A 24,803-nucleotide genomic window follows, 5' to 3' on the forward strand; every position below is an offset into this window, starting at 1 on the left:
CCGCGGTTTTTTTGTTGTGCACGGAAACCCTTCGCTCGAGCGGTCTTTGACTGTGTGGGCAGCATGAACACGACGGTTGTCGTCGCGCTTGGTCGTGCTTAGAGGGAGGGAATCCGTCCGGCCGCAGGGGGACCTGCGGCTTTTTGTGTTTTTTAGATTGTTTATCGTTGGATCAAAAAAAATTAAACTTCAAAGGAGTTACCGAACGAATGAACGAACAAGCAAAAACCGCTTGGCCTGAAATGGAGATTTACGGTTGGAACGAGCAGCGGGACCAGGAATATGCGGCGCTGCAGTCGACGGGCAAAAAGCTGGCGCCCGCGCGAATTGTCGCCCAGTTCAGCCATCAGTACCGCATCGCGACGCCTTGGGGGGATCGGCTGGCCGAGGTGTCCGGCAAGTTTGCTTATACGGCGGCGACGCCGGGGGATTATCCGGCTGTCGGAGACTGGGTGGCCGCCGAGCTGCCGGACGGCGATTCGCACGCCGTCGTCCACGCGCTGCTGCCGAGACGGACGGCGATCTTGCGGCGGGCGGCGGGCAGCCGTCCGGACGAGCAGATCATCGGCGCGAATCTCGATACGGTGTTTATCGTTGTCTCGCTGAACGAGGATTGGAATCTGCGCCGCATCGAACGCTATCTGATCGCCGTGCGCGATGGCGGCGCGAAGCCGGTGCTGCTGCTGACCAAGGCGGATCTGTGCGAGGAGCCGGAACGGTATGTCCGGGAAGCAAGCACGATTGCGCCGGAGGTGCCGGTCTTCCCGGTCAGCGCGCTGCTGGACCAGGGACGGGAAGCGCTGGCTCCGTATCTGACGCCGGGCACGACGGTAGGCGCGACGGGATCGTCCGGCGTAGGAAAGTCCACGCTGCTCAACTGGCTGGCGGGCGAACGCCGGCAAGCGGTGCAAGGCATTCGCGAGGACGACGCCCGAGGCCGTCATACGACGACGCACCGCGAATTGTTCGTGCTGCCCTCGGGCGTCGTCTGGCTCGACACGCCGGGCATGCGGGAGCTGCAGCTCTGGGAATCGGAGGACGGCTGGCAAGCGACGTTCTCCGATATCGAAGCGCTGGCGTCGTCATGCCGTTTCCGCGATTGCAGGCACGAGGCCGAGCAGGGCTGCGCCGTGCGGGAGGCGCTGAGCGGCGGCGAGCTCGATTCGGCACGCTACGCGAACTACCGCAAGACCGAGCGGGAGCTGGCGCGTCTCGCGCAGAAGGAGCAGCGCGCCGGCAAACGGCTCGCCAAGGAGGCGGGAGCGCGCGGCGGCAAGTCGGCGCCTGGCGGCATGAAGCAGAAACGCGTGCGCGTATACGAGGACGAGGATTAAAAATGGAAAGGGGCTTAGAGTTACATGGAAAAACCGTGCAACTCTAAGCCGTTAAGCGCAATCGGGCATTAACGCCGCTTCCGCACCGCTTGGCAACGAATCGGAGCTTCTGTCGGAAGCGCAGTCGGCACCAAAAAACCGTCAGGGCATCTTCTTCTTCCCTGACGGTTTGGTATTATCTGCCCCAAGCCAGCATCTTGCGCTGGAACTCCTTGGGCGAACAGTTGTTGAAGCGCTTGAACATCTTGTAGAAATGCGCCATGTTCGGCATGCCGATGCGGTCTCCGACCTCGCTGACGCTGAGATCGCGGGTGAGCAGCAGCTGCTCGGCGGTCTTGATCTTGCGGAAGTTGACGTATTCGGTGAACGAGATGCCCATCGACTTTTTAAAAAACTTCACGAAATAATAATAGCTCATATTCGCCAGCCGGCAGGCATCCTCTACGGTGACGCGTCCGGTGATGCCGGACTCCACGTAGTCGAGCACGGGCCGGAGCCGGATGCGTTCGACGCGGTCCTGGCCCGCGAGGAGTCCCATTTTATCGTGACGAATCATGACGAGCAGAATTTTTTTGATCAGCAGATTGACCGCGAGCTCGTAGCCGGCTTCCTTCCGCCTGGCTTCTTCGTAGATCTCCGCGATGCAGGTCGCCGCCTCGCGTCTCGCGGCTGCGTTTTCTTTGAACAGGTAGTTCATGGCGCTTAGCGGGACCTTCGTCTCGTTGAAGTACTGCAGATATGAAATCGTGCTCTGGTCGAAAAAGGCCTGGAGATCGAACTGCAGCACGAGATACTGCACCTGGGCGTCTCCGTAACTGCGGTCGCGGTGAAGCTGCGAGCTGCCGAGCACGACAACGTCGCCTTCCCGCATGACATGCGTCTCGCCGTTGACTTCGACGTCGAGACGCCCGCTCTGGACGAGCAGCAGCTCGCACTCCGGGTGGTGGTGCCAGCCGTAGAGCAGGTCGGCCTGGCGCATCGCCTGCCATACCTTGATCGATAGCAACGGATTCTCGTATTCGATTTTCTCCTGTCTTGCCTGCATGCCGGGTGGCCTCCCTGACCAAAATCGCATAACGACCGCGCACCATTGCACATGGGAATCCGGTAGATGAATGATATACTTGAATTGTAGTTCTATCAGCGCGAACATTCAAGGAGGACAACCTTTTGAGTCAAGTGCATGTGGGCATGATCGGCTGCGGGGGCATCGCCTTCGGCAAGCATCTGCCGTCACTCGCCAAGATTCCCGAAGCTAAAATAACCGCCTTTTTCGACGTATCCCAAGAGCGGGCGCACGACGCCAAGAACAAGTACGGTACGCCGGACGCGCGCGTCTACGACAATGTTCAGGCGCTGCTCCACGATCCGGACGTCCATGTCGTGCACGTGTGTACGCCCAACGATACGCATGCCGAGATCTCGATCGCCGCGATGGAAGCTGGCAAGCACGTGCTCTGCGAAAAGCCGATGGCCAAGACGTCCGCAGACGCCCAGCGCATGCTTGAAGTGTCCGAGCGCACCGGCCGGAAGCTGAGCATCGCCTACCAGAACCGCTACCGCGCAGACAGCCGCTGGCTGTACGCAGCCTGCCGCGGCGGCGAACTCGGCGAGGTCTATCTCGCCAAGGCGCATGCCATTCGCCGACGCGCGGTGCCGACCTGGGGCGTGTTCCTCGATCTGGAGAAGCAGGGCGGAGGCCCGCTGATCGACATCGGCACGCATGCGCTCGATCTGGCGCTGTGGATGATGGATAACTACGAGCCCAGGACCGTTCTCGGGACGACCTATCGCAAGCTCGCCGAACAAGGCAGCCCGGCCAACGCCTGGGGCAACTGGAATCCGGAGGCGTTCACCGTCGAGGACTCGGCATTTGCGATGATCACGATGAAAAGCGGCGCGACCGTATGGGTCGAATCGAGCTGGGCGCTTAACACGCTCGACGTGGACGAGGCCAAGGTGACGCTGCACGGCTCCAAGGCCGGCGCTGACATGAAGGGCGGCCTGCGCGTCAACGGCGAGGAGCATGGTCAGCTTTACACCAAGGAGATTCTGCTCGGCAATCAGTTCGATCCGTCGATGCCAAGCGACTCCGCCGAGCGCGAGGCGCGCGCCTGGATCGATGCGATCCTGAACGACCAAGCGCCAGTCGTCACCGCCCGCCAAGGCTACGTGGTACAGCAGATTCTCGAAGCGATCTACGAATCCGCGAACAAGGGACAAGCGATCTCTTTCGCTTAAGCCTTCGTTTTAAGCAAAGTTGGCTCGTTTTTGTACGAAGTTTTACCGCTTTAACACGAATTTCCGCCGCGTCGCCGGAAGTCATCTCCGTTTTCTCGCAAAACGGAGATGACTTCCGGCGACCGTTCCTGTAAACTAAGTTTGCTGGATAAACAAAGACTGCATGGACCTCTAATTTTGAAAGGTTGGGTGAAGCGCTCGTGAAATTGGGAGTATTTCTCGTATTGTTCGGCCAGCAGGACCTCGAATCCGCGCTGGATACGGCCAAAGCGGCCGGTCTCGAAGCCGTCGAACTCGGCTGCGGCGGTTTTCCCGGCACCTCGCACGTTAACGCGCGGGAAGTGCTGAATGACGAAGCCGCGATTGCGCGCATCAAAAATGCGGTCGATTCCCGCGGCATGACGATCAGTGCGCTGAGCGTGCACGGCAATCCGTTGCACCCCGATGCAAGCGTTGCCAAGTCCGATCACGAAGACTTCGTCGCTACCGTCCAACTGGCTGAAAAACTGGGCGTCGACACCGTCATCACGTTCTCCGGCTGCCCTGGCGAATCGGAGAATTCCAAATATCCGTCCTGGGTTACCTGCCCTTGGCCGCCGGACTTCCTCACCGTGCTCGAGTGGCAGTGGAACGAAATCGCGATTCCTTATTGGAAAGAGCAATCCGCGTTCTGCCGCAAGCACGGCGTGCGCGTCGCGATCGAATCCCACCCGGGCTTCCTCGTCTACAATACCGAGACCGCGCTGCGCCTCCGCCGCGAAGCCGGCGACAATATCGGCGTCAACTTCGATCCGTCCCACCTGTTCTGGCAGGGCATGGATCCGATCGAGTGCGTGAAGGCGCTCAGCGATTCGATCTTTCACGTGCACGCCAAGGACACGAAGATTGACGCGCGCAACACCGCGCTCAACGGCGTGCTCGACACGAAGCACTACGGCGACATTTTGAACCGTTCGTTCGTCTTCCGCACGGTCGGCTACGGCCATGACGACGAGTTCTGGAAAAACCTCGTCAGCACGCTGCGTCTGGTCGGCTACGACGGCGTCATCAGCATCGAGCACGAGGACGGCATCATGAGCGTGAACGAAGGCTTCACCAAAGCCGCGGGCTTCCTGAACGGCCTCATTCTCAAGGAAAGCGCGGGTGAAATGTGGTGGGCGTAAGCAAAAAAACGTTGAACGTCGGCATGGTCGGCTACAAGTTCATGGGCAAAGCCCACAGTCATGCGTACAAGGACGTCGGCATGTTCTTCGATCTCGAAGCGCCGGTCGTCATGAAGGCGATCTGCGGACGGGACGAGCAGGGCGTCAAGGAAGCTGCAGACAAGTTCGGCTGGGAAAGCTATGAGACCGACTGGCGCAAGCTGGTTGCGCGCGACGATATCGACTTCATCGACATCAACGCGCCGAGCGACGCGCACAAGGAGATCGCGCTGGCTGCCATCGAGGCGGGCAAGCATGTCTTCTGCGAAAAGCCGCTGGCGCTGAACCTGGCCGACGCGCGCGAAATGCTCGCCGCCGCCGACAAAGCGGGCGTCAAGCATGCCATCTGCTTCAACTACCGCTTCCTGCCGGCCGTACAGCTGGCCAAACAGATCATCGAGAGCGGCAAGCTAGGCGAGATCCATCACTACCGTGCGACCTACCTGCAGGACTGGCTGGTCGATCCTGAAGCGCCGCTCGCATGGCGCCTCAAGAAGGAAGTTGCCGGTTCCGGCACGCACGGCGACCTGAACGCGCACAGCATTGACCTCGCCCGCTTCCTGATCGGCGAGTTCGACCGCGTCGTCGGCCACAGCCGCACGTTCGTGAAGCAGCGCCCGATCCCGTCGTCCACGTCCGGCTTGTCCGGCACGGGCACGTCCGAGATGGGCGAAGTGACCGTAGACGACGCCACCGGCTTCCTGGCCGACTTCAAGAACGGCGCGATGGGCGTATTCATCGCCACGCGCTTCGCGGCAGGCCGCAAAAACCATAACACGTTCGAAATCCACGGCAGCAAAGGCACGCTGCGCTGGGATCTGGAGCGTCTCAACGAGCTTGAGGTTTACTTCCGCGAGGACGAGCCCGAGCTGGCGGGCTTCCGCACGATCCTGGCGACCGATCCTTCGCACAAATACGCAGCCAACTGGTGGCCGACAGGTCACATCATCGGCTACGAGCACGGCTTCGTGCACATCGTATACGAATTCCTGCAGCATATGGCGACCGGTTCGCCGTTCGCGCCGACCTTCCTGGACGGCGTGCGCTGCCAAGAGGTGCTCGAAGCGGTCGATCTGTCGATCGAGCGCGGCGCCTGGGTCGGCATCGAAGAAGTATAATGACATTTCCGCGGCGTAACGCTCGCCGGCAAAAGCAATCCCTCGGCTCTTCCGGAGCCGGGGGATTGTTTTTTTTAGCGGGCCGTTCCATTATCCCATCGGTTCAGGCGAGAGGGGCGTCGTAGATGGCCGTGAATGGTCGATCGTGGATGGTCGTCGTTAGTCGTCATTGGCCTTCCACCGATGCGACGAATTCGCGTATATATCCTTTTCAAATAAATGGTAGTATCATAATCGAAAAGCGATATGCTTTTTAGCCGATCGATTTGCAAATCTCAGTAGCATCAGCCCTGAAATAATAGGATTTTCCCTGTAGACCGCTTCCGAAACATCTGATAATAGAGGATATTCCAGGAGCGCAGGGAGGCTAGCCCAATGAATGATTATACGTTTGAGAAAAAAGTGGCTGTCTATGAAAAGGCGGATATATTGGTCGTAGGAGGCGGTCCCGCGGGAGTGGCTGCGGCGATCGCGTCGGCAAGGCGGGGAAAAAGAGTCACGCTCCTCGAACAATCCGGTCAACTGGGCGGGATGGGCACCTTGGGAAATGTAAGCGTGTTTATGGGCGTCGGCAACGTGACGGGCATTTATCGCGAGATCGTCTCCGAGGTGCTGCCGCAGCAGGCGGTGCCGGACGATCATAAAGGTTCGATCTGGCCCCAGTACAACCCGTTCCGTCTGCGGCACTATTTGAACGAGAAGCTCGAAAAGGAAGGCGTTCGGGTGCTGTTCCACGTCAGCTGCGCGGGAACCGTCACTGAGCGGGGACAGGTCAAGGCGGTGATCGCGAACTCGCGCGAAGGACTGCTGGCGTTTGAAGCGGACGCGTTCATCGACTGCACGGGAGACGGGCGCGTGGCGATCGAAGCGGGAGCCGACTACACCTCGGGGCGCGAAGCCGACGGGATGACGCAACCGATGACGCTGATGTTCATGATGCAAAATACCGGTCAGCCGGTCTTACGGCAGCTGCCGGAGGGCTGTTATCATTACGAGCACGTATCCGAATTGCCGCAAGGAAGACTGCTTCATTGGGAGCAAAGCGAGCCGGGCAATCTGCTCGTCAACATGACCCGGGTAAAGGGGAACGGGGCCAAAGTCGAGGACGTCAGCTATGCGGAAAAGGAAGCGATGCGGCAGGCCTTCTCCGTCGCCGACTTTTTGCAGCGCAACGGGTTCGAGAACTATGCGCTTTCCCATATTCCGGGGCAGGTCGGCGTCAGGGAGACGAATCAGATTGTCGGTCATTACACGCTGACCGAGGCGGACATCCTCTCCAGCCGAAGATTCGACGATGTCGTGGCGCAGACGAACTACGAGATCGATATTCACAATCCGGACGGCAAGGCAGGCACCGACGAGCGGGAAGTGAAAGGGTACGACATTCCGTACCGCTGTCTGATTCCGCAAGGCGTACAAGGCTTGCTCGTAGCGGGACGCTCGATATCGGCCACGCATGTAGCCATGTCGTCGATGCGGGTCCAGGCGACGTGTTATGCGCTCGGCCAGGCGGCCGGAGTCGCGGCCTCGATCGCTGCGGATCGAGGAATTCCGCTGGAGCATGTCGGCGCGGATGAGCTGCATGAAGCGCTAGGACAGCAAAACGTGACGTTCTTGAAGAACATTGCCAAGTGATTCGAGCACGCCATTATTCGTAAAATGCACAAACGGGTTCACGCGTCGGAGCGGCCGCGAGGCCCCGCTTGTGCCTTTTGCCGTTATATCGCTCCTTCATGTTCGGTTAGGGAGGCTGGGTTATGTATAAATTGGTCATTATCGACGATGAGCCGGCCGTCCGGAGCGGGCTAAGCAAATTCGTGAATTGGGCCGAATACGGAATTTTATTGGCCGGGACGGCGGACGACGGCGATACGGGGCTGGCATTGATCGAACGGGAGAAGCCCGACATCGTGCTGACGGACGTAATGATGCCGACGATGGACGGCATCCGGATGTCGAGGGACGTTCGGGAGCGGTTTCCCGAGGCGAAAATCGTATTCATCAGCGGCCACAACGACGCGGATTATTTGCGTTCGGCCTTGCAGATTCATGCTGCGGACTATATTTTCAAGCCGGTCAAGCGGACTGAGCTTCGCAAGGTTATCGAAGGCGTCGTGCAGGACCTGCGTGCCAAAGAAAAGGAGAAGCAGTTGCTCAAGGACATGCAGGTCAAGCTGAGTCAGAGCATGCCGCTGCTTCGCGAGAAGTTCCTGATAGCGTTGATTCAGGAGGGCATCGCCAATACCGACGAACTGCAGGAAAGAGCGGCATTCCTCAATCTGGCGCTGCCGCTCGGAATGCCGTGCCTCGTGCTTGCCATAACGATCGACGATTCGGCGGAAGTGTACGGCGGCCGCTCGGAGCGGGATAAGCAGCTGTTGTCTTATTCGCTCTTGAACATCATTCAAGAGCTGATCGACCGGTTCCTCCCCGGGTATGCGTTCGAGAACAGAGTGGCCGAATACGTAGCGCTACTGGCGCTTGACGACCGGCTGCCGGATCCGGAGGATACGCTGCTCTCGCTCGCAAAGGCGATTCGCGACAATGTGCAGCGGTGGCTGAAGATTAGCGTGACGATCGGCGTCGGCGAGCGCGTCGAGCATATCGGTTTACTGCCGGCTTCCTACCGGCATGCCCGGGAAGCGGCAGACCAAAAGTGGTATATGGGCAAAAACCAGGTGATTACGATGGACAGTCTGGAAATCGGATCCGCGGGCCCGATTCGATTCGATTCCCGCCAGAGCGAGCGGCTGCTGTCCGGTCTGAAGTCGGGAGACAAGCAACAATTGGAGACGGAGCTGGACAGCATCTTCGAAGCGCTGGCGCCGATTCGCAAGGAAGGCTTCAAATACGTCCGGCATGCCGGACTGCAAATGATTGCGCTAGCCGGCAGGCTGCTGCTTGAATTGAACCTGCTTACCCGCGACAAGGAAGAACAGGAGGCCCGGACGCTGGACGGGCTGCTGAAGCTGGAGACGAAGGCGGAGATGAAGCGCTTCGTAAGCGATTACTTATTCGGCATATGCAGCTGGATTCAGGAGAAGCGGAGCGGACGGTCGAGCAACGTCATCGAGCATACGCAAAAATACATAGGCGAGAATTACGCCAAAAACTTATCGGTCGCGGAGATTGCCGCCAGCGTCTACCTCAGCCAAACTTATGTCAGCCTCCTATACAAGCAGGAGACCGGGGAGACGATTTACGAATACTTGATGAAGGTCCGCATCGAGAAAGCGAAGGAGCTGCTGCGCGATCCCCGCATCAAGTTCTACGAGGTGTGCGAGCTGGTCGGATATTCCGATCCGAGCTATTTCGGCAAGCTGTTCAAAAAAATGACCGGGCTAACGCTAAGCGCTTACCGGGAACAGCAATAGACGAGAAACAAGGTTCCATGCGAAAGGAGTTGAGCCGGTGAGAAGCGTCCTGCGAAAAAGAAGAAGCCGCGCATTCGAGCTGTGGGAAGGCATCGTGGCGGCCAGGAGGTGGATGCTCGCCTACGGGCTTCTGATTTTTCTGCCGGCCTGCATCATGCTGTTCGTCTATTATGAGCAGTCCTCCCGGATTTTGCAGGAGGAGGTGACCCAGACCATGAAGCAGACGTTGAAACAGGCAGGCATTAACCTGAGCTCGCGGCTCGATTATGTGCAAAACGCATCCAATTCCTTATTCATGAACCAGAAGCTGTATGAGAGTTTGGACCCCGCTCACCCGATTATCGAGCGAATCAATCAATCGAAGGAGCTGCGCAATTTGCTCGAATCGGTACAGACGGCGCCCGACATCGCCAGGGCGCGTATTTTTACCGATCCGGAAAATCTATACGGCTTCGATTTATTGAATCTTTTTCCGCTGGAAGAATTAATAGATCGTCCCTGGCGCGAAGAAGTCTTGAACGCGGGAGGCAGCGTCGTGTGGACGGGCGTATATGAGGAAAACTATCTGGACGCGGGGGCGGCGCGGATTTTTTCCTGTGTCCGGATGCTGAGACATCCGCGAAATTTTGATAGGACGCTTGGCGTGCTGATGCTCGACGTATCCGAGAAGGCGGTCGCCGACATTATTGCCGAGCTGGATTTTCCGGCGCACAGCCGCGTCTATATCATGAATCGCAGCGGAACGATCATTTATAGCGCGGAGCGCGCCTTGATCGGCACCAAGTCTGCGCTCGCGAGTGAATCCGACGAAGGCATCCTCGAGCGGTCCGTCGGCGGCGTCGATTTATTCGAGCTGCTTGCGCCGATCAGAACCGCGGACTGGCGGCTCGTGCTCGAGGTGCCTAAATCCGGCCTGACGCAACGCACGACTGCGTTAAGTCAGTGGTCCGGCATCGCGACGATCGCCGGCATGATCGTCATGTTCCTGATTCTCGTATTCGTGCTGCTGGCTTTCGTCATCAATGGCATGAACCTCCGGATCAAGTCCGTCGTCAAGACAATCCGCACGGAAGGCGTCGAAGGGCTGGAAGAGCCGCGTACCGTGACGGGGGGCGACTTTTATCTGCTGGAGCGGGTCGTCGATCACTTGGTGCATCGGGTGAAGGACCTGATGGAGGAAGCTTATCGTTCGAAAATGCTGGAGCGGGAGGCCGAGCTTCGCGCGCTCCAGGCGCAGATCAATCCGCACTTCCTCTACAATACGCTGGACACGATCAACTGGCTTGCGATCTCCCGCGATGCCGACGATATCAGCCATATGATCGAAAGTCTATCCGACTATTTCCGGCTCAGCCTGAACAAGGGGAAGGATCATGTACGCGTAGCGGACGAGATGGAGCTGGCGAGAGTCTATCTGGAAATTCAGCAGAATCGGTTCCCATCCACGTTCGATTTTGCATTCGAGGTGGAGCCGCAGGCAAACGCATGCATGATCCCGAAGCTGACGCTGCAGCCCATCGTCGAAAACGCGCTTCTGCACGGCATTCGCAAAAACAAGGGGAAAGCCGGAACGATCCGCATTTGCGCGCACCGGAGCGGCGACGAGCTTGAGATTGCCGTCTCGGACGACGGCATCGGCATGGAGGAGCAGCTGGCTGCCAGTCTGCTGTCCGAATCGCGTCCATCCGAGCGTTCCGAAGGGGGCGGCAGTTCGTACGGGCTTTACAACGTGAACGAGCGGATCAAGCTGATGGCCGGCTATGAATACGGGCTTAAGGTCCTCTCCCGTCCGGGCGAGGGGACTGTCGTGACCATTCGTCTGAAGGCTTCGAAGGAGCAAATAACAGAGTAGGATACGACGAGAAAGTGTCGGATTGTCATCTACATGACCCATCCTCCTGCAGGTAAAATGAAGCCATAAGTGCAGGAGGTGCTACCATGATATGAACGAAGTGATTGCCCCATTGAAAAAAAAGGCAGAACGAACCGCCGCTTTGCAAAAGCGCGCAAGCAGACGGCGATTGGTATGGCGCAACATCGATACGTATTTGCTGCTGGTGCCCGGTCTGCTGTTACTGCTCCTCTTCAAATATATCCCCATGTACGGCATCGTGATCGCATTTCAGGATTACAACATTTTCGACGGGATCTCGGCGAGCGATTGGGTGGGGCTTACGCAGTTCCGCAAGCTCATGCACTCGGCGGAATTCATGCAAGTATTCGCGAATACGCTGCTCATCAGCATCTACAAGATCGTGCTGTTGTTCCCGATCCCGATCCTCATCGCGCTGCTGCTGAACGAGATTCGCTTCACGGCATTCAAGCGGACCGTCCAGACGATCATTTACATGCCCCACTTTTTGTCCTGGGTCATCATCTCCGGTTTATTCATGACCATCCTGTCTCCCTCCGACGGTCTCGTCAATTCCGTCATTCAATGGTTCGGCGGCGAACCGGTCAAGTTTTTCATGGATAACAGCGTATTTCGAAGCGTCGTCGTGTTCACGGCGGGCTGGAAAGAGATCGGATGGAACGCGATCATCTTCATCGCTGCGCTCGCCGGCATCGAGCAGGAGCAATACGAGGCGGCCTCGATCGACGGCGCAAGCCGGCTGCGGCAGATGTGGCATATCTCGCTTCCAGGTTTGTTGCCGACGATCATCCTGATGCTCATTCTGAGACTGGGCATCGTGCTGGATGCGGGTACGGAGCAGATCCTGACGATGTACAATCCTACCGTCTACGAATCCGGCGACGTCATCGGCACCTATGTCTATCGGACGGGCCTCGGCAAGATGGATTACAGCTTCAGCACCGCGGTCGGCCTCTTCAATTCGGTCGTCGGCTTCATTCTCGTCGTCACCGGCAACTGGTTCAGCAAGAGAGTGCTGAAGCGCGGAATCTGGTAAGGGAGAGCTGACATGCACATTCATAAAAGAACGTTTGGCGACTGGATGCTGGACATCTTCGTCTATGGCTTCATGATCGTATTGGGGCTGATTACGCTGCTGCCCATGATCCATGTGTTTTCCAAATCCGTCAGCTCGGACTGGGCGCTCGTGTCGGGACGCGTGGATCTGCTGCCGGTCGGCTTTCAAATCGATACGCTGGTGAATGTCGTTACTTCCTACGCATTCGGCCGGGCTTTCCTTATTTCGGTCATCGTGACGTCGATGGGGACCTTGTTCAGCATCCTGGTGACGGCCATCACCGCCTATCCGCTGTCCAAGCGGGAACTGCCCGGCATCTCCGTCATCATGGTCCTGTTCGTCTTCACGATGTTGTTCAACGGAGGGCTCATTCCCAATTACCTGCTCATTCGGGAGCTGCATCTGATCAACAGTCTGTGGTCGCTCATCTTGCCGGCGATGATCAGCGTATTTAATATGCTGGTGATCAAGAGCTATTACGAAGGGCTTCCGGAAGCGCTTGAAGAATCGGCGCGGATCGACGGAGCGAGGTCCTATACGATCCTGTTCCGCATCATTTTGCCGCTCAGCATGCCCGTTCTCGCCACGATCGCCTTGTTCTACGCGGTGGGCTTTTGGAACGACTACTTCAGTCCGATGCTTTACATCAGCGATCCTGCGCTCAAAACGCTGCAATTGCATCTGCGCGACGTCGTGATGGAGAACGATACGGCAAACGCGATCAACAAATCGGCGGACGATCTGATGAACATGTCGCCGGAAAGCATCCGGGCCGCTACCGTAGTCGCCTCTACCGTGCCCATTCTTCTCGTATATCCGTTCCTCCAGAAGTATTTTATCAAGGGCGTACTGATCGGCTCCGTCAAAGGTTGATGCTGCATTAACGCCGGCGGACGACACCGCCGCTTAATGATAAATCGAAAAAATAATCATGGGAGGTTTTAAAAAGAGATGAAAAAGACGATGAAATGGGTCGCGCTCCCTGCGACGCTAAGCCTTATGCTGCTGTCCGCTTGCGGATCGAACGGCGAGGGAGCGGGCCATGCGCAAAATAGCGCCTCTGCTCCGTCAAGCCAGTCCCCGTCTGCAAGCGAAGCCGCCAAGCCCGAATTGAAAGCGCTTATGCGCCTCGGTCCCAACTTCGAGAAAGATCCGATCGCCGCCATGCTGGAAGAGAAGACCGGCTATAAAGTCAATTACGAAGCGCTCCCGGTGGATAAGCCGGAGGATAAACTCAATCTGCTGATCGCTTCCTCCGAGCCGTACGACATCGTCTCGACGGGCGGAGACAGCAGCTCCAAAGCGATCTATGCCGATTATGCCAAAAAAGGCGCGCTGGTCGATCTGACGCCGCTCATCGAGAAATACGGCAAAAACATCAAAGCGTCGCTGTCCGCAGAGACGCTGGAAATGGCCAAGGTTGACGGTAAAATCTATGCGATACCGACCAGGTCCATCGAATCCGTCGGCACGAGCCTGATGATCCGCAAGGATTGGCTTGATAAGCTGGGCCTGCAGGTGCCGACGACGCTTGACGAGCTGACGGCCGTCCTCAAAGCGTTCAAGGAAAAGGATCCCGGCGGCAACGGAGCCAAAAACATCCCGATGGCCATTAAGGGCGACGTTCCGATGGTCGACAACATCGTCGGCGCCTTTGGTATCGTCAACGATTGGAACGATGTGGACAGCCATCTGGTACCCCGTGCCATGAATCCTTCGTTTAAAGACTATTTGTCGTATATGTCCGATCTGTACAAACAAGGGCTGCTCGATCAGGAGTTCGCGATCAACAAGGACGCGACGGTGAAGGAAAAGTTCACGAACGGCAAGGCGGGCGTCATCGTATTGCATTGGGCCGACATCCCGCAGATCGACGATGCGCTTAAGAAAAACTTCCCGGAAGCCACGTATGTTTACATTCCCGCATTGGCAGGCAAAGACGGCCAGGCAGGTCTGGCCCAGTCATCCGGATTCGACCGGATCACCTTTGTTCCGAAGTCTTCCAAGCACCCGGAAGATGCGATCAAATGGATCGATGCCAAGCTGGACCCGGATACGTTCAAAAACATGGCGATCGGCCTGGAGGGCACGCACCATACGTTCAAGGACGGGAACTATTATCCGATTTTGCCGATCTTCAATGACGAGCGCGGCTCAGCCAGCAACTACTTGACCGGCATCGACGAGAAAAACTATCCGATCTATTGGCAGGCTCGCGTTCGCAAGGACGAGCGGCTTTACAAAGGCTGGGAAGCGCTGAACAAGCAGCAGAAGCCGGAAGCGTTCAAGAAAAATCCGCTGGGATTGGCGCCTTATTTGCCGGATTACTCCAAAGAAGACGCGCAGCTCGGCCAGATGGTCAACGACTATGCCGTCAAAGTAATCGTCGGCGCCGAGCAACTGACGGGATTCGACGCCTTCACGGACAAATACAAAAAGGCGGGCGGCCAGACGAGCTACGACGAAATCAACGCCTGGTACGCGACGGTGAAAAAATAACGAAGCGCGGCAGTCTGCAGGCGTTGCATAAAACGGGCAGTCTGCCGCATTCGCCATGCATTTTTAAAAGTCCATTCGCGAAAGGGGGGACGAACGCTGTAAGTCGGGCAAGTGGATATCCATTATGGGAGGGAATAGGGATGATCGGCTTGGAATTATCGAAAAGATGGAAATCGCGCGTTGTATGGATGCTCTTTTTTCTGATCGGTATGCTGCTGTTCAATGTTAAATCCCTCAATGCCGCTCAACCGGAAGCCTACAACTGGCAAAACGTACGCATCGGCGGGGGCGGCTTCGTAACCGGGATCGCCATTCATCCGACGGAGCCTGACCTTGTCTACATTCGCACCGACGTCGGCGGCGCCTTGCGCTGGGACGCGGCCAACCAGAAGTGGATCCCGCTATTGAATGCGGTTCCACGCGAGAAATACAATTATTACGGCGTTGACAGCATCGCGCTCGATCCGTCGGATCCGAACGTGGTGTACGTCGCAGCGGGCAAATACAACTATGTAGGGGCGCCAGCCGATGTTCTGAAGTCGACGGACCGGGGAGCCACGTGGACGCCGACCGGTTTTAGTCCCAGGCATTATGGCAACGGATCGGGCCGGGATTTGGGCGAGCGGCTTGCCGTGGATCCGAACGACGGTCAAATCGTCTATATGGGAACCCGGTACGACGGGCTGTGGAAGAGCACGTCCGGCGCGAGCAACGGCTCGTGGCAGCAGGTGACGAGCTTCCCGACCGTCGGTGCCGATCCGACCGGACTCAATTTCGTACTGTTCGACAAGAGCACGGGATCTCCGGGCAATCCGTCGCAAACGATCTATGTCGGGGTCAAGGGCACGGGCATCTATCGGAGCACGGATGGGGGGGCATCGTGGACGCTGATGGCCGGAAGCCCGTTGACGCCTCGTCGGGCCGTCCTTGCCGGCGGCACCCTGTACGTAACTTACGAGTCGGGCGTCGGCAAGTATGCAGGCGGCGTATGGACTGATATTACGCCTCCGTCGGCTGGGAGATACAACGGCATTACGGTAGATCCAACCAACCCGAACATCGTGATGACGGCCATCGAGGATGGCTCGAACACGCCGGCGCCGATCTACCGGTCGACGAACGGCGGCACGAACTGGACGCAGATCACCTTCGTCAAGCATCAAAACGTGCCTTGGTGGACGAGTAACTGGTTTGCCGCCAATACGTCCACCTTGACCATCGATCCCCATGATCCGAAGCGGGTGTGGCTGACCGACTTCTACGGCACCTGGCGTACGGACGATATAACGGCAAGTCCGTCCCACTGGTATACGTACGAAGAAGGCCACGAGGAAGTGGTGACGTTCGCCCTGCGCAGCACCCCGATCGGCGCGCCGCTGCTGAGCGGGCACGCGGATGTCGACGGCTTGCGCCATACGTCGCTCACGGCGTTTCCAAGCGCCAAATTCGGCGGCCCGACGATGGGCGATACGGTATCCATCGATTTTCAAGAGAGCAATCCGAACTTCATCGCCCGGGTAGGCACCACGCGTTATGCCAGCACGGCAAGCGGCGGCTACAGCACCAACAACGGGGCGACCTGGACGGCGTTTCCCAGTTCGCCGGGCATAGCGGGACGCATCGCCGTATCGGCCGGCAGCGAGACGATGGTCTGGGTACCCCAGTACGGCAGTCCGCTTTATTCGACCGATCGGGGACAGTCGTGGACACCGGGCACGGGCGCGCCGTCCGGAGCCGTACACGATTTTTGGGTCTGGTACCAGCCGCTGGCGTCGGACCGGGTCAACAACAACACGTTCTATCTGTTGGAACGCGGGACGTGGAAATTGTTCCGCAGTACGGACGGCGGGGCTTCTTGGGGGCTTGCTTCCACAATACCGGTATCGCTGAACAAGACGCCCGCGTATTTCAGCGTCAAGGCAGCCCCGGGCAAGGCGGGCGAGCTGTGGGCCAGCCTGGATGCGGGAGGGCTGTGGCGCTCCGGCAATTCAGGCGATACCTGGACGCAGGTGCCGAACGTACAGCAGGCGACGCTGTTTGCATTCGGTAAAAACAAGCTTGGCGCTACGGACCCTACCGTTTTCGTATACGGCAAGGTGGACAATACCATCGGCATTTTCCGCTCCGACGACTTCGGCGCCACCTGGATGAAGATCGACGTGCTCGACCCTGCGATCGGCGACGAAGCCAATACGATGGAAGGCGACCGCCAAACCTGGGGGCGCGTCTATATCGGAACGAACGGCAACGGCGTTTATTACGGCGATACCTTGATGAGCGAAGGGACCGATACGGAGCCGCCGTCGACCCCTGCGAACTTGTCGTCTCCGTCGCATACGTCGGCGACCGTAAACCTGTCCTGGACGGCTTCGACCGACAATACCGGCGTGGCGGGCTACAACATCTATAACGGTGGCACGTATGTCGGAGCCACCACGACGCCTTCGAGCACCAGCTATACCGTAAGCGGCTTAACGCCTAACACAACTTATTCATTTACGGTAAAAGCCAAAGACGGCGCGGGCAATCTGTCGACTGCGAGCAATGCGATTAGCGTGACGACGGCGTCTCCGCCGGCGCCGCCGACGAATCTGACGATGACATCGGCTACGCTCACGAGCCTGACGCTGAGCTGGAGCCCGCCGTCCAATATGTCCGGTGTCGTCGGCTACAACCTGTACGTCGGTTCCAAGCAAGTGGCCGCTACCTCGGGCACGACATACACGCTCACGAACTTGCTGCCAAGCCGAACCTATTCGGTTACGATTCGTGCGTTCGACGCCGCAGGCAGCACGTCTGCAGCCAGCAATACGCTTGCTGCGACAACCGCGGCAGGTCCGGGCACGCTCGCCTTCAGCGACGATTTTCAGGATGGTGTTGCGGACGGCTGGACCTCCGTAAACGGGATATGGTCCGTCGTAACGTCGGGGGGCTCCAAGGTTTACAGGCAATCCTCCTGGCCGACGGACAATGCGTTCAGTACGGTCGATGCAAGCAGCTATTCCAACTACAGCATGGAAACAAATATTAAGCTTACTCAGAACGACAGCGATCTGGCCGCCGGCATTACGGCTCGATACCAGGATCCGGGCAACTTTTACTACTTCCGGGTCAAGGCGGGCAAGTTGCAGATCGGCAAATCGGTGAACGGAGCAGTCACGATCCTGACTGCGAAAAATTATGTGATGACGACAAACGTCGTATACTCGTTCACGGCAGTATTGAACAACAGCACACTCGACTTTTACGTGAACGGGTTCAAGGAATTGTCGGTTACGGATACGAGTCTTACCTCCGGTAAAATCGGCCTGTACGCCTTTAAAACAAGCGTGGAATTCGACGACGTAAAAGTCGTTCACGACCGCGATTTTGCGCCGCCGACGGCTCCCGGCAATTTGCGCCTGACGTCAAAAAGCGAGACGACGGCGGACCTGGCGTGGGACGCTTCGTCGGACAATGTCGGCGTCACCCAATACGAAGTGTATCGGGGCTCGACTTTGATCGGGACCGTCGCGTCCAACGCGTATTCCGCGACCGGCCTTGCGGCGAATACCGCTTACACATTCAGCGTCAAGGCGAAGGATGCGGCCGGCAACGTATCCGCGGCGAGTGCCGCGCTCAGCGTCACGACCGATCCGTATTCGTATCAGGCGAAGAAGACGATCGCCGTCGTGACCGTGAACGGATCGCTTGACGAAGCGGGCTGGTCAGCGTCCGGATTTAAGCAAGCCAAGAAAGCGATCATCGGCACGCCGAACAATACGGCCCAATTCAGCGCCTTGTGGGACAACAATTATTTATACGTGGGCGTCAAAGTCCTCGACGGCAATCTGTACAATACCTCTACGCTGCCCTACAACGATGACTCAATCGAGATTTATATCGACAGCAACAACAATAAGGGTACGACGTATGACAGCTACGACCAGCAGTATGTTAAAGGCTGGAACGACAGCACGCTTTGGCTGCAGCGAACGATGCCGAATGGCGTGTTGCATGGATGGGCTCCGATTCCGGGCGGATACAGCGTAGAGCTGGCAATTCCGTGGAGCTCGCTCGGCCTTGCGCCGACCGCCGGCTTGACCGTCGGCTTCGACGTGGCGAACAACGACTCGGACACCGGCAACGGCCGGGACAGCCAGCTGATGTGGGCGGGAACGAACGACAACTGGACGAATACGTCCGCTTTCGGGAGCCTGCAGCTTTCCTCCGTTTCAATTGGAGATATGCAGCCTCCGACGGCCCCGACGAACTTGACGTCGCCCTCGCACACCGACCGGTCGGCCATGTTGTCCTGGACGGCTTCGACGGACAATGTCGGCGTAACCGCCTACGAGATTTACAACGGCGCCAGTTTGGTTGCATCGGTTGCTTCGACGACCTATACGGTCACCGGGTTAACGCCGGAAGCCAGCTATACCTTCCATGTAAAAGCGAAAGACGCGGAAAACAACGTGTCTGCCGCGAGCAACACGGTCAGCGTCACGATGGATGCATCCTACACGCTGCTCTCCGTCGCCAAAACGAATGCCGCCATCCAAGTCGACGGCACGCTGGACGAATCGGCATGGACCATCACTAAACAAGTGAGCAAAGACGTGAGCGGTATCGGCAACAATACGACGAAGTTCGGCGTGTTGTGGGACGACAATTATTTGTACGTCGGAATCACCGTCCTCGACGCCGATCTGTACAACAATTCGCCGGAGCCCTATGCCGACGATTCCGTCGAGATTTATATTGACGGCAATCATAACAAGGGCACGACCTACGACAGCTATGACCGGCAGTTCATCAAAGGCTGGAACGACAGTGCGCTGTTCGAGGCGCGAAGCCTCACAAGCGGCGTGCAGCATGCATGGGCTACGATTACGGGCGGATACAGCGTGGAACTGGCGATTCCGTGGAGCTCGCTTGGCATCACGCCATCCGCGGGGATGGTAATCGGCTTTGACGTTGCGAACAATGACGAGGATGACGGCAACGGCCGAAGCAGCCAAACGGTATGGGCCGGCGAGTCCGCGAACTGGACGAATACGTCCGCCTTCGGAGAATTAAAGCTGTTGGCGCCGTAAGCGAGAAGCGAAGGAAGCCAAGGAAGCATCCGCTAGTTGCTTATGACGTCGGTTCCGGTATGCGGCAGAGGGATGCAAGCCTTGCCCGTACCGGACCGGCTGTCAAAGGAATAACTGAGAGGAGGAGATGGAAGGTGGAGATCATACGCCGCGTTTCCACATCGCAAAAAGCGGTTGCTTTTACGTTCGACGACGGTCCGCATCCCATTTATACGCCGCAATTGCTGGATCTTTTCGATACGGTTTCCGGTCGCGCTACGTTTTTCATGATGGGTAAACAAATGGCGCTTTATCCCGAGACCGTCAAGGAGGTCCATGTCAGGAACCATGAGATCGGGAACCATTCATATTCCCATCCTTATATGACGCAAATCGGCTTGGACGAATGCGAGCGCGAGCTGTTCGATACGGATAGTTTGATTACAAAGATAACAGGTGTCCGTCCATCGGTTATGCGTCCTCCTTACCTGGATTATAATCCGGACGTACACACGATTACGACAAAACTGAAGTATCGGGTCATAGGCGCGCTCAACGGAGAAGCCAAAGACTGGGGCACGCCAGGCGTCGATCATATTCTCGAAGCTACGCGAAAGCACGTTGGATGCGGAAGTATCCTGCTCTTTCACGACGGCTTCGGCGACCGGTCCCAAACCATCGAAGCCGTTCGAATTTTGACCAACGAATTGACGGAAGAAGGTTATAGGCTCGTAACGGTCAGCGAGCTCTTGCGGCTGTCGGAATCGTAGGGAGACTGTCGTAGCAGGGCTACGCAGTCGTTTTTTTTGTTATCCCATTATCCCATCGGTTCAGCTTGTACGAATCGGCCCAACCCGACCTGACCTGACCTGACCCGACCCGACCTGAGCCAATGGGATAATGGGACGACATGCGTGATCGAAGTACATCGCTGAGCGGATGGGATAGTGGGCTGAAGTGAAAAAAAGTATCGTCCAGTCTCTGTGTTCCAGTATTTTACATGCGCCAACCGTTTAGAAGTTGCTGGCGGCGGTTTGGCCGAGTGTGGTATATTACCACCGTACAACTAAAGAATAATTCCGGGCGAGGCTGTTCTAAACGAACGGCCGGCAGCGCCGGGAGAGGTTCGCGAACTCCCTCTATAAAAAACTATGCAAAAGCGGCGGCCCGTTACGGGCGCTGTCGTTTTTGACGTTCGGCGCGAAGCGGCTATAGGCCCGCTTCGCGCCGTTTCTTTGGTTGCGGGAATTCGAAAGCCTCTCTCCTGATGCCCAACTAGGAGCGTGCAACGATGAAACAGGAAAAAGCGATCGTCGTATTCAGCGGCGGCCAGGATAGTACGACTTGTCTGTTCTGGGCGAAGGAAAACTTCGCCGAGGTGGAGACCGTCACCTTCAAATACGGTCAGCGGCATGCGCTGGAAACGGAGATCGCCGCCGCAATCGCGGCAGAGCTCGGCGTGCGCCATCATCTGCTGGATATGTCGCTGCTCGGGCAATTGACGCCGAACGCGCTGACCCGCAGCAACATCGAGATCAAGCAGGAAGAGGGCGAGCTGCCTACGACTTTTGTAGACGGTCGCAATTTGCTCTTCCTTAGCTTCGCCGCCGTGCTGGCCAAGCAAGTTGGTGCCAAGCATATCGTGACCGGCGTCTGCGAAACGGATTTCAGCGGTTATCCAGACTGCCGCGACGTGTTCATTAAATCGCTTAACGTGACGCTGAATCTGGCGATGGACTATCCGTTCGTCATCGATACGCCGCTCATGTGGCTGAACAAGGCGCAGACCTGGGCGCTGGCCGACCGGCTCGGCGCGTTTGAATTCGTCAGAGATCGCACGCTGACCTGTTACAACGGCATTCCCGCCTCAGGATGCGGAGAGTGCCCTGCCTGCAAGCTTCGCGCAAACGGTCTGGCAATCTATCTTGGCGAAGCTGCAAAGGAGGGCGTACGCTGATGCTTCAGCAGATCTATCCGGTCGTTCCGCATCCGTACCGCTACGAGCTGAACAAGGATTTACAATTTGCCGCAGCGCACTTCATACCGGCAGAGACGGCAGGCAAATGCAGTCAAGTACACGGCCACACCTACTTCGTCAACGTCACTGTCGCCGGAGACACGCTGGATGAAGCGGGATTTCTCGTGAATTTTTCGGATATGAAGACGCTTATTCATACTCGCTATGACCATACTCTGCTAAATGACGATACGGACAGCTTTAGCGCGGAGGACCCGAACCGTTTTCCGACGACGGAGGTCGTGGCAAAGACGATATGCGAGCTCGTGCAGCGCCATCTGGACGGGCGGCCCAATCATGCCGTTTGCCTGCAGGTGTTTTTGCGGGAGACGCCGACCAGCTACTGTGTTTATCGGCCGTGGCCGAAAGTTCACAAGCGACCGGCGGGTGACGAGCGTGCTTAAGCAAGCGCCGAGTCCGCAGGAGAGCCGCATAGGCCGCATTCCGGTGATGGAAATATTCGGTCCGACGGTTCAGGGCGAAGGCATGGTTATCGGCAGGAAGACGAGATTCGTCCGCACGGCCGGCTGCGACTATCGGTGCAGCTGGTGCGATTCGGCCTTCACATGGGACGGCACCGGCAAAGACGATATTCGCATGATGAGTCCGGACGATGTTGTACGAGAGCTGACCGCGCTCGACGGATCCGCGCCGGATCACGTGACGCTGTCGGGCGGCAATCCCGCGCTGCTGCCGCAGCTCGGCGCGCTGATCGGCGCGCTTCGCACGGCGGGAGCGGTCGTCGCCCTGGAGACGCAGGGCAGCAAATGGCAGGATTGGTTCATGGAGATCGACGAGTTGACGATATCGCCTAAGCCGCCAAGCTCCGGCATGACGACGGATTGGTCCGCGCTTGAGCGAATCGTCGCGCGTCTTGCGGAGGGCGGCCGCGATTTCAGCTTAAAGGTTGTCGTCTTTGACGAGCATGACCTGGCTTACGCGGCGGACGTGCATCGGCGCTTTCCCGGCATTTCGTTTTATTTGCAGGCAGGCAACGATAGGCTCGGCGAGCAGGATCGCAAGCAGCTGTTGCCCTATTTGCTGGCGCGATACGAGTGGCTGGTAGAACGGGTCGTCGCCGATTCGGGTCTGCGCGACGTACACGTACTGCCTCAGCTGCACACCTGGATCTGGGGGAACAAAAAAGGCGTATAAGGAGGCCGCAACGATGGCGGGAAGAAGCAAAGAAGAGCTGGCGGGCGTATCGCTCCTCGGCAACCAGGGCACTGCATACGCAAGCACGTACGCGCCCGAGGTGCTGGAATCGTTCGACAACAAGCATCCGGGCCGGGACTACTTCGTCAAATTCAACTGTCCCGAATTTACAAGCCTTTGCCCGATGACCGGGCAGCCGGATTTTGCAACGATTTATATCTCGTACATTCCGGATGTGAAGATGGTGGAGAGCAAGTCGCTCAAGCTGTACTTGTTCAGCTTCCGCAACCACGGCGATTTTCACGAGGACTGCATGAACATTATTATGAACGATCTTATCGAACTGATGGCGCCGCGGTATATCGAAGTATGGGGCAAGTTTACGCCGAGAGGCGGCATCTCCATCGATCCTTACTGCAACTGGGGACAGCCTGGCACCAAATACGAGGCGATGGCCGAGCATCGGCTGCTGAATCACGATCTGTACCCGGAAAAGGTGGACAACCGATAGGTTGAACGGAAAGCCGCCGACATATACGCGAGGAGCTGCCTGAAAGTCCGCATCGAGCGGACTGCCTGGGCAGCTCCTTTTAACGTGCTAGCTATTTGCGCTATTTACGCTATTTACGCAGCTCAAGCTATGCGTGCGCAGCTCGCCTACCGCCGCGACAAGCTCGGCATGAAGCGCATGCCGGGCCGGAATGCCCATGTGCTGCGCGATGAAGGCGGACAATCCGTTTGCGCGCAGCGCATCCTGCAGCTGAACGGACTCGGGGTCGCCGGCGTACCGGTACAAAATCGCCGCAGCCGCTGCAACGGTCAGATGGGGGACCGCCAGTCCGAGCTCGTGCGCCTCCAGCAGCGGGCGGACGATTCGTTCGCCGCGCGACAGCTTGCGCAGCGGCGAGCGCGCGACCCGCGTGACGTCGTCTACAATCGCCGGATTGGCGAAGCGCTCCAGCGTTTTGTCGATATAAAGGCGATGCTCGTCGCGGTCCAGACCGTATTTACGGACGAGCAGCTCTCCGGTCTCCTCCAGCGTCTGTTGGACCTTGCGACGCAGCGGCGCGCGCTTCAGCACTTCTTGGAGCGTATGGCAACCAGCCCTATGCCCCAGATAAGCGGCCACACAATGCCCTGTGTTCACCGTGTACAGCTTGCGCGCCATATAAGGTTCGAGCTTGTCGGCAAAAATGGCGCCGCGGATGCGGCGAAAGTCAGGCCGCAGCGGTTTGCGGTCGATAATCCATTCGTAGAAGGGCTCGACCTTGATGGCAAGCGGATCGTCGCTCGGCTGTGCGGGAACGATGCGGTCGATCATGGAATCGGGGAAAATGACGCTGCGGTCTGCGCGGGCGCGGCCTTTGGCGGACAGATTTTCATAAATGTGCTTTTTAAGCTGGGTACTGCCTCTGACCGCATTTTCACATGCGATAATATACAGCGGATGGCTGTGCGTCGCCAATCTGCGCTCCAAGGCTGCAGCGATCGTTGCGGCGATCGCCGGCAGCGAAGCCACGCCTACGGCCGTGGTCAAAATATCTGCGTTCAAAATACGGCGCTTGACCTCCTCGCCGTTCTTGATGTGAACGGCGGTAACGTTGCGAACAACTTCGGTCTGTTCGGATTCGTCCGCGTAGGTCACGGTATATTGCTGCTGCTGCTTCAGCCGGGCAATCTGCGTCTCGTTGCGGGCGACGAAGCACACTTCGTAACCCGACTTCGACAGCTGCATGCCGATAAATCCCCGTCCGATGTTGCTGGCACCGAAGTGCACGGCCAGCGGCTTTTGATTGCGCGGACGCGGGTAAGCCCGCGCGGATACTCGTTCAGTATGCCTTGCAGCGACAGTTTCATCGCGAACACTCAAATGACCTCG

18 protein-coding genes and 1 riboswitch are annotated in these 24,803 nt (G+C 57.8%); of the genes, 16 read left to right on the forward strand and 2 right to left on the reverse strand.

Annotated features, from left to right (window positions below):
• Positions 1 to 209: 209 nt before the first annotated feature.
• Positions 210 to 1,334, forward strand: coding sequence for a ribosome small subunit-dependent GTPase A (rsgA, locus tag ACFSR7_RS01680; protein WP_378158639.1), 1,125 nt, complete (start codon positions 210 to 212; stop codon positions 1,332 to 1,334).
• Positions 1,335 to 1,509: 175 nt separating this feature from the next.
• Here rsgA and ACFSR7_RS01685 read toward each other — a convergent pair whose 3' ends face one another.
• Positions 1,510 to 2,379, reverse strand: a complete 870-nt coding sequence (locus ACFSR7_RS01685; protein ID WP_378158640.1) for an AraC family transcriptional regulator — start codon at positions 2,377 to 2,379, stop codon at positions 1,510 to 1,512.
• 125 nt (positions 2,380 to 2,504) lie between these two features.
• Here ACFSR7_RS01685 and ACFSR7_RS01690 point away from each other — a divergent pair, with 125 nt between their 5' ends.
• The 15 genes from ACFSR7_RS01690 to queF all read left to right on the forward strand — a co-directional run bounded on the left by ACFSR7_RS01690 (position 2,505) and on the right by queF (position 23,435).
• Entirely contained in the window at positions 2,505 to 3,575 is a 1,071-nt protein-coding gene (locus tag ACFSR7_RS01690; RefSeq protein ID WP_378158642.1) for a Gfo/Idh/MocA family protein, read from the forward strand.
• 200 nt (positions 3,576 to 3,775) lie between these two features.
• Entirely contained in the window at positions 3,776 to 4,738 is a 963-nt protein-coding gene (locus ACFSR7_RS01695; RefSeq protein ID WP_378122640.1) for a sugar phosphate isomerase/epimerase family protein, read from the forward strand.
• 23 nt (positions 4,739 to 4,761) lie between these two features.
• Entirely contained in the window at positions 4,762 to 5,895 is a 1,134-nt protein-coding gene (locus tag ACFSR7_RS01700) for a Gfo/Idh/MocA family protein (RefSeq protein ID WP_378159056.1), read from the forward strand.
• A 375-nt stretch (positions 5,896 to 6,270) separates the two neighbouring features.
• Positions 6,271 to 7,530 carry an FAD-dependent oxidoreductase gene (locus ACFSR7_RS01705; RefSeq protein WP_378158643.1) on the forward strand — a complete coding sequence of 420 codons (1,260 nt, stop codon included), beginning with the start codon at positions 6,271 to 6,273 and terminating at the stop codon, positions 7,528 to 7,530.
• Positions 7,531 to 7,652: 122 nt separating this feature from the next.
• A complete protein-coding gene (locus tag ACFSR7_RS01710; protein ID WP_378158644.1) occupies positions 7,653 to 9,269 on the forward strand; it encodes a response regulator in 1,617 nt (538 codons plus the stop codon).
• A 37-nt stretch (positions 9,270 to 9,306) separates the two neighbouring features.
• Complete coding sequence (locus tag ACFSR7_RS01715; RefSeq protein WP_378158646.1) at positions 9,307 to 11,121, forward strand: cache domain-containing sensor histidine kinase; 1,815 nt, start codon at positions 9,307 to 9,309, stop codon at positions 11,119 to 11,121.
• Between the two features lie 91 nt (positions 11,122 to 11,212).
• Positions 11,213 to 12,178 (forward strand): ABC transporter permease, encoded by a 966-nt coding sequence (locus tag ACFSR7_RS01720; protein ID WP_378158647.1) that lies wholly within the window; start codon positions 11,213 to 11,215, stop codon positions 12,176 to 12,178.
• Positions 12,179 to 12,190: 12 nt separating this feature from the next.
• Positions 12,191 to 13,072, forward strand: a complete 882-nt coding sequence (locus tag ACFSR7_RS01725) for a carbohydrate ABC transporter permease (protein ID WP_378158648.1) — start codon at positions 12,191 to 12,193, stop codon at positions 13,070 to 13,072.
• A 78-nt stretch (positions 13,073 to 13,150) separates the two neighbouring features.
• The gene (locus tag ACFSR7_RS01730; protein ID WP_378158649.1) at positions 13,151 to 14,698 is read left to right on the forward strand and encodes an extracellular solute-binding protein; all 1,548 of its coding nucleotides are present in this window, start codon (positions 13,151 to 13,153) and stop codon (positions 14,696 to 14,698) included.
• A gap of 140 nt (positions 14,699 to 14,838) precedes the next feature.
• Positions 14,839 to 19,773 (forward strand): sugar-binding protein, encoded by a 4,935-nt coding sequence (locus ACFSR7_RS01735; RefSeq protein WP_378158650.1) that lies wholly within the window; start codon positions 14,839 to 14,841, stop codon positions 19,771 to 19,773.
• A gap of 140 nt (positions 19,774 to 19,913) precedes the next feature.
• Positions 19,914 to 20,522, forward strand: coding sequence for a polysaccharide deacetylase family protein (locus ACFSR7_RS01740; RefSeq protein WP_378159057.1), 609 nt, complete (start codon positions 19,914 to 19,916; stop codon positions 20,520 to 20,522).
• Positions 20,523 to 20,867: 345 nt separating this feature from the next.
• Positions 20,868 to 20,911, forward strand: a riboswitch (PreQ1 riboswitch).
• Between the two features lie 132 nt (positions 20,912 to 21,043).
• Positions 21,044 to 21,709 (forward strand): 7-cyano-7-deazaguanine synthase QueC, encoded by a 666-nt coding sequence (queC, locus tag ACFSR7_RS01745; RefSeq protein WP_378158651.1) that lies wholly within the window; start codon positions 21,044 to 21,046, stop codon positions 21,707 to 21,709.
• Complete coding sequence (gene queD / locus ACFSR7_RS01750; RefSeq protein WP_378158652.1) at positions 21,709 to 22,173, forward strand: 6-carboxytetrahydropterin synthase QueD; 465 nt, start codon at positions 21,709 to 21,711, stop codon at positions 22,171 to 22,173. Before queC ends, queD begins: the two co-directional genes overlap by 1 nt.
• Positions 22,174 to 22,219: 46 nt before the next feature.
• Positions 22,220 to 22,924, forward strand: coding sequence for a 7-carboxy-7-deazaguanine synthase QueE (queE, locus tag ACFSR7_RS01755; RefSeq protein ID WP_378159058.1), 705 nt, complete (start codon positions 22,220 to 22,222; stop codon positions 22,922 to 22,924).
• A gap of 13 nt (positions 22,925 to 22,937) precedes the next feature.
• Positions 22,938 to 23,435, forward strand: coding sequence for a preQ(1) synthase (gene queF / locus ACFSR7_RS01760; protein ID WP_378158653.1), 498 nt, complete (start codon positions 22,938 to 22,940; stop codon positions 23,433 to 23,435).
• A gap of 87 nt (positions 23,436 to 23,522) precedes the next feature.
• On the opposite strand, the gene ACFSR7_RS01765 is transcribed toward queF, so the two are convergent.
• The gene (locus ACFSR7_RS01765) at positions 23,523 to 24,794 is read right to left on the reverse strand and encodes a mannitol-1-phosphate 5-dehydrogenase (protein WP_378158655.1); all 1,272 of its coding nucleotides are present in this window, start codon (positions 24,792 to 24,794) and stop codon (positions 23,523 to 23,525) included.
• Positions 24,795 to 24,803: the final 9 nt, after the last annotated feature.

The sequence above is a fragment of the Cohnella sp. GCM10020058 genome (genome assembly GCF_042683485.1).
Taxonomy (GTDB): domain Bacteria; phylum Bacillota; class Bacilli; order Paenibacillales; family Paenibacillaceae; genus Cohnella.

Excerpts from the sequence above, each read along its gene's own strand:
- queC (WP_378158651.1), top strand. The coding sequence starts at position 21,044 with ATGAAACAGGAAAAAGCGATCGTCGTATTCAGCGGCGGCCAGGATAGT.
- rsgA (WP_378158639.1), top strand. The coding sequence starts at position 210 with ATGAACGAACAAGCAAAAACCGCTTGGCCTGAAATGGAGATTTACGGT.
- ACFSR7_RS01710 (WP_378158644.1), top strand. The coding sequence starts at position 7,653 with ATGTATAAATTGGTCATTATCGACGATGAGCCGGCCGTCCGGAGCGGG.
- ACFSR7_RS01705 (WP_378158643.1), top strand. The coding sequence starts at position 6,271 with ATGAATGATTATACGTTTGAGAAAAAAGTGGCTGTCTATGAAAAGGCG.
- queF (WP_378158653.1), top strand. The coding sequence starts at position 22,938 with ATGGCGGGAAGAAGCAAAGAAGAGCTGGCGGGCGTATCGCTCCTCGGC.
- ACFSR7_RS01730 (WP_378158649.1), top strand. The coding sequence starts at position 13,151 with ATGAAAAAGACGATGAAATGGGTCGCGCTCCCTGCGACGCTAAGCCTT.
- ACFSR7_RS01720 (WP_378158647.1), top strand. The coding sequence starts at position 11,213 with ATGAACGAAGTGATTGCCCCATTGAAAAAAAAGGCAGAACGAACCGCC.
- queD (WP_378158652.1), top strand. The coding sequence starts at position 21,709 with ATGCTTCAGCAGATCTATCCGGTCGTTCCGCATCCGTACCGCTACGAG.
- queE (WP_378159058.1), top strand. The coding sequence starts at position 22,220 with ATGGAAATATTCGGTCCGACGGTTCAGGGCGAAGGCATGGTTATCGGC.
- ACFSR7_RS01735 (WP_378158650.1), top strand. The coding sequence starts at position 14,839 with ATGATCGGCTTGGAATTATCGAAAAGATGGAAATCGCGCGTTGTATGG.
- ACFSR7_RS01700 (WP_378159056.1), top strand. The coding sequence starts at position 4,762 with ATGGTCGGCTACAAGTTCATGGGCAAAGCCCACAGTCATGCGTACAAG.
- ACFSR7_RS01685 (WP_378158640.1), bottom strand. The coding sequence starts at position 2,379 with ATGCAGGCAAGACAGGAGAAAATCGAATACGAGAATCCGTTGCTATCG.
- ACFSR7_RS01725 (WP_378158648.1), top strand. The coding sequence starts at position 12,191 with ATGCACATTCATAAAAGAACGTTTGGCGACTGGATGCTGGACATCTTC.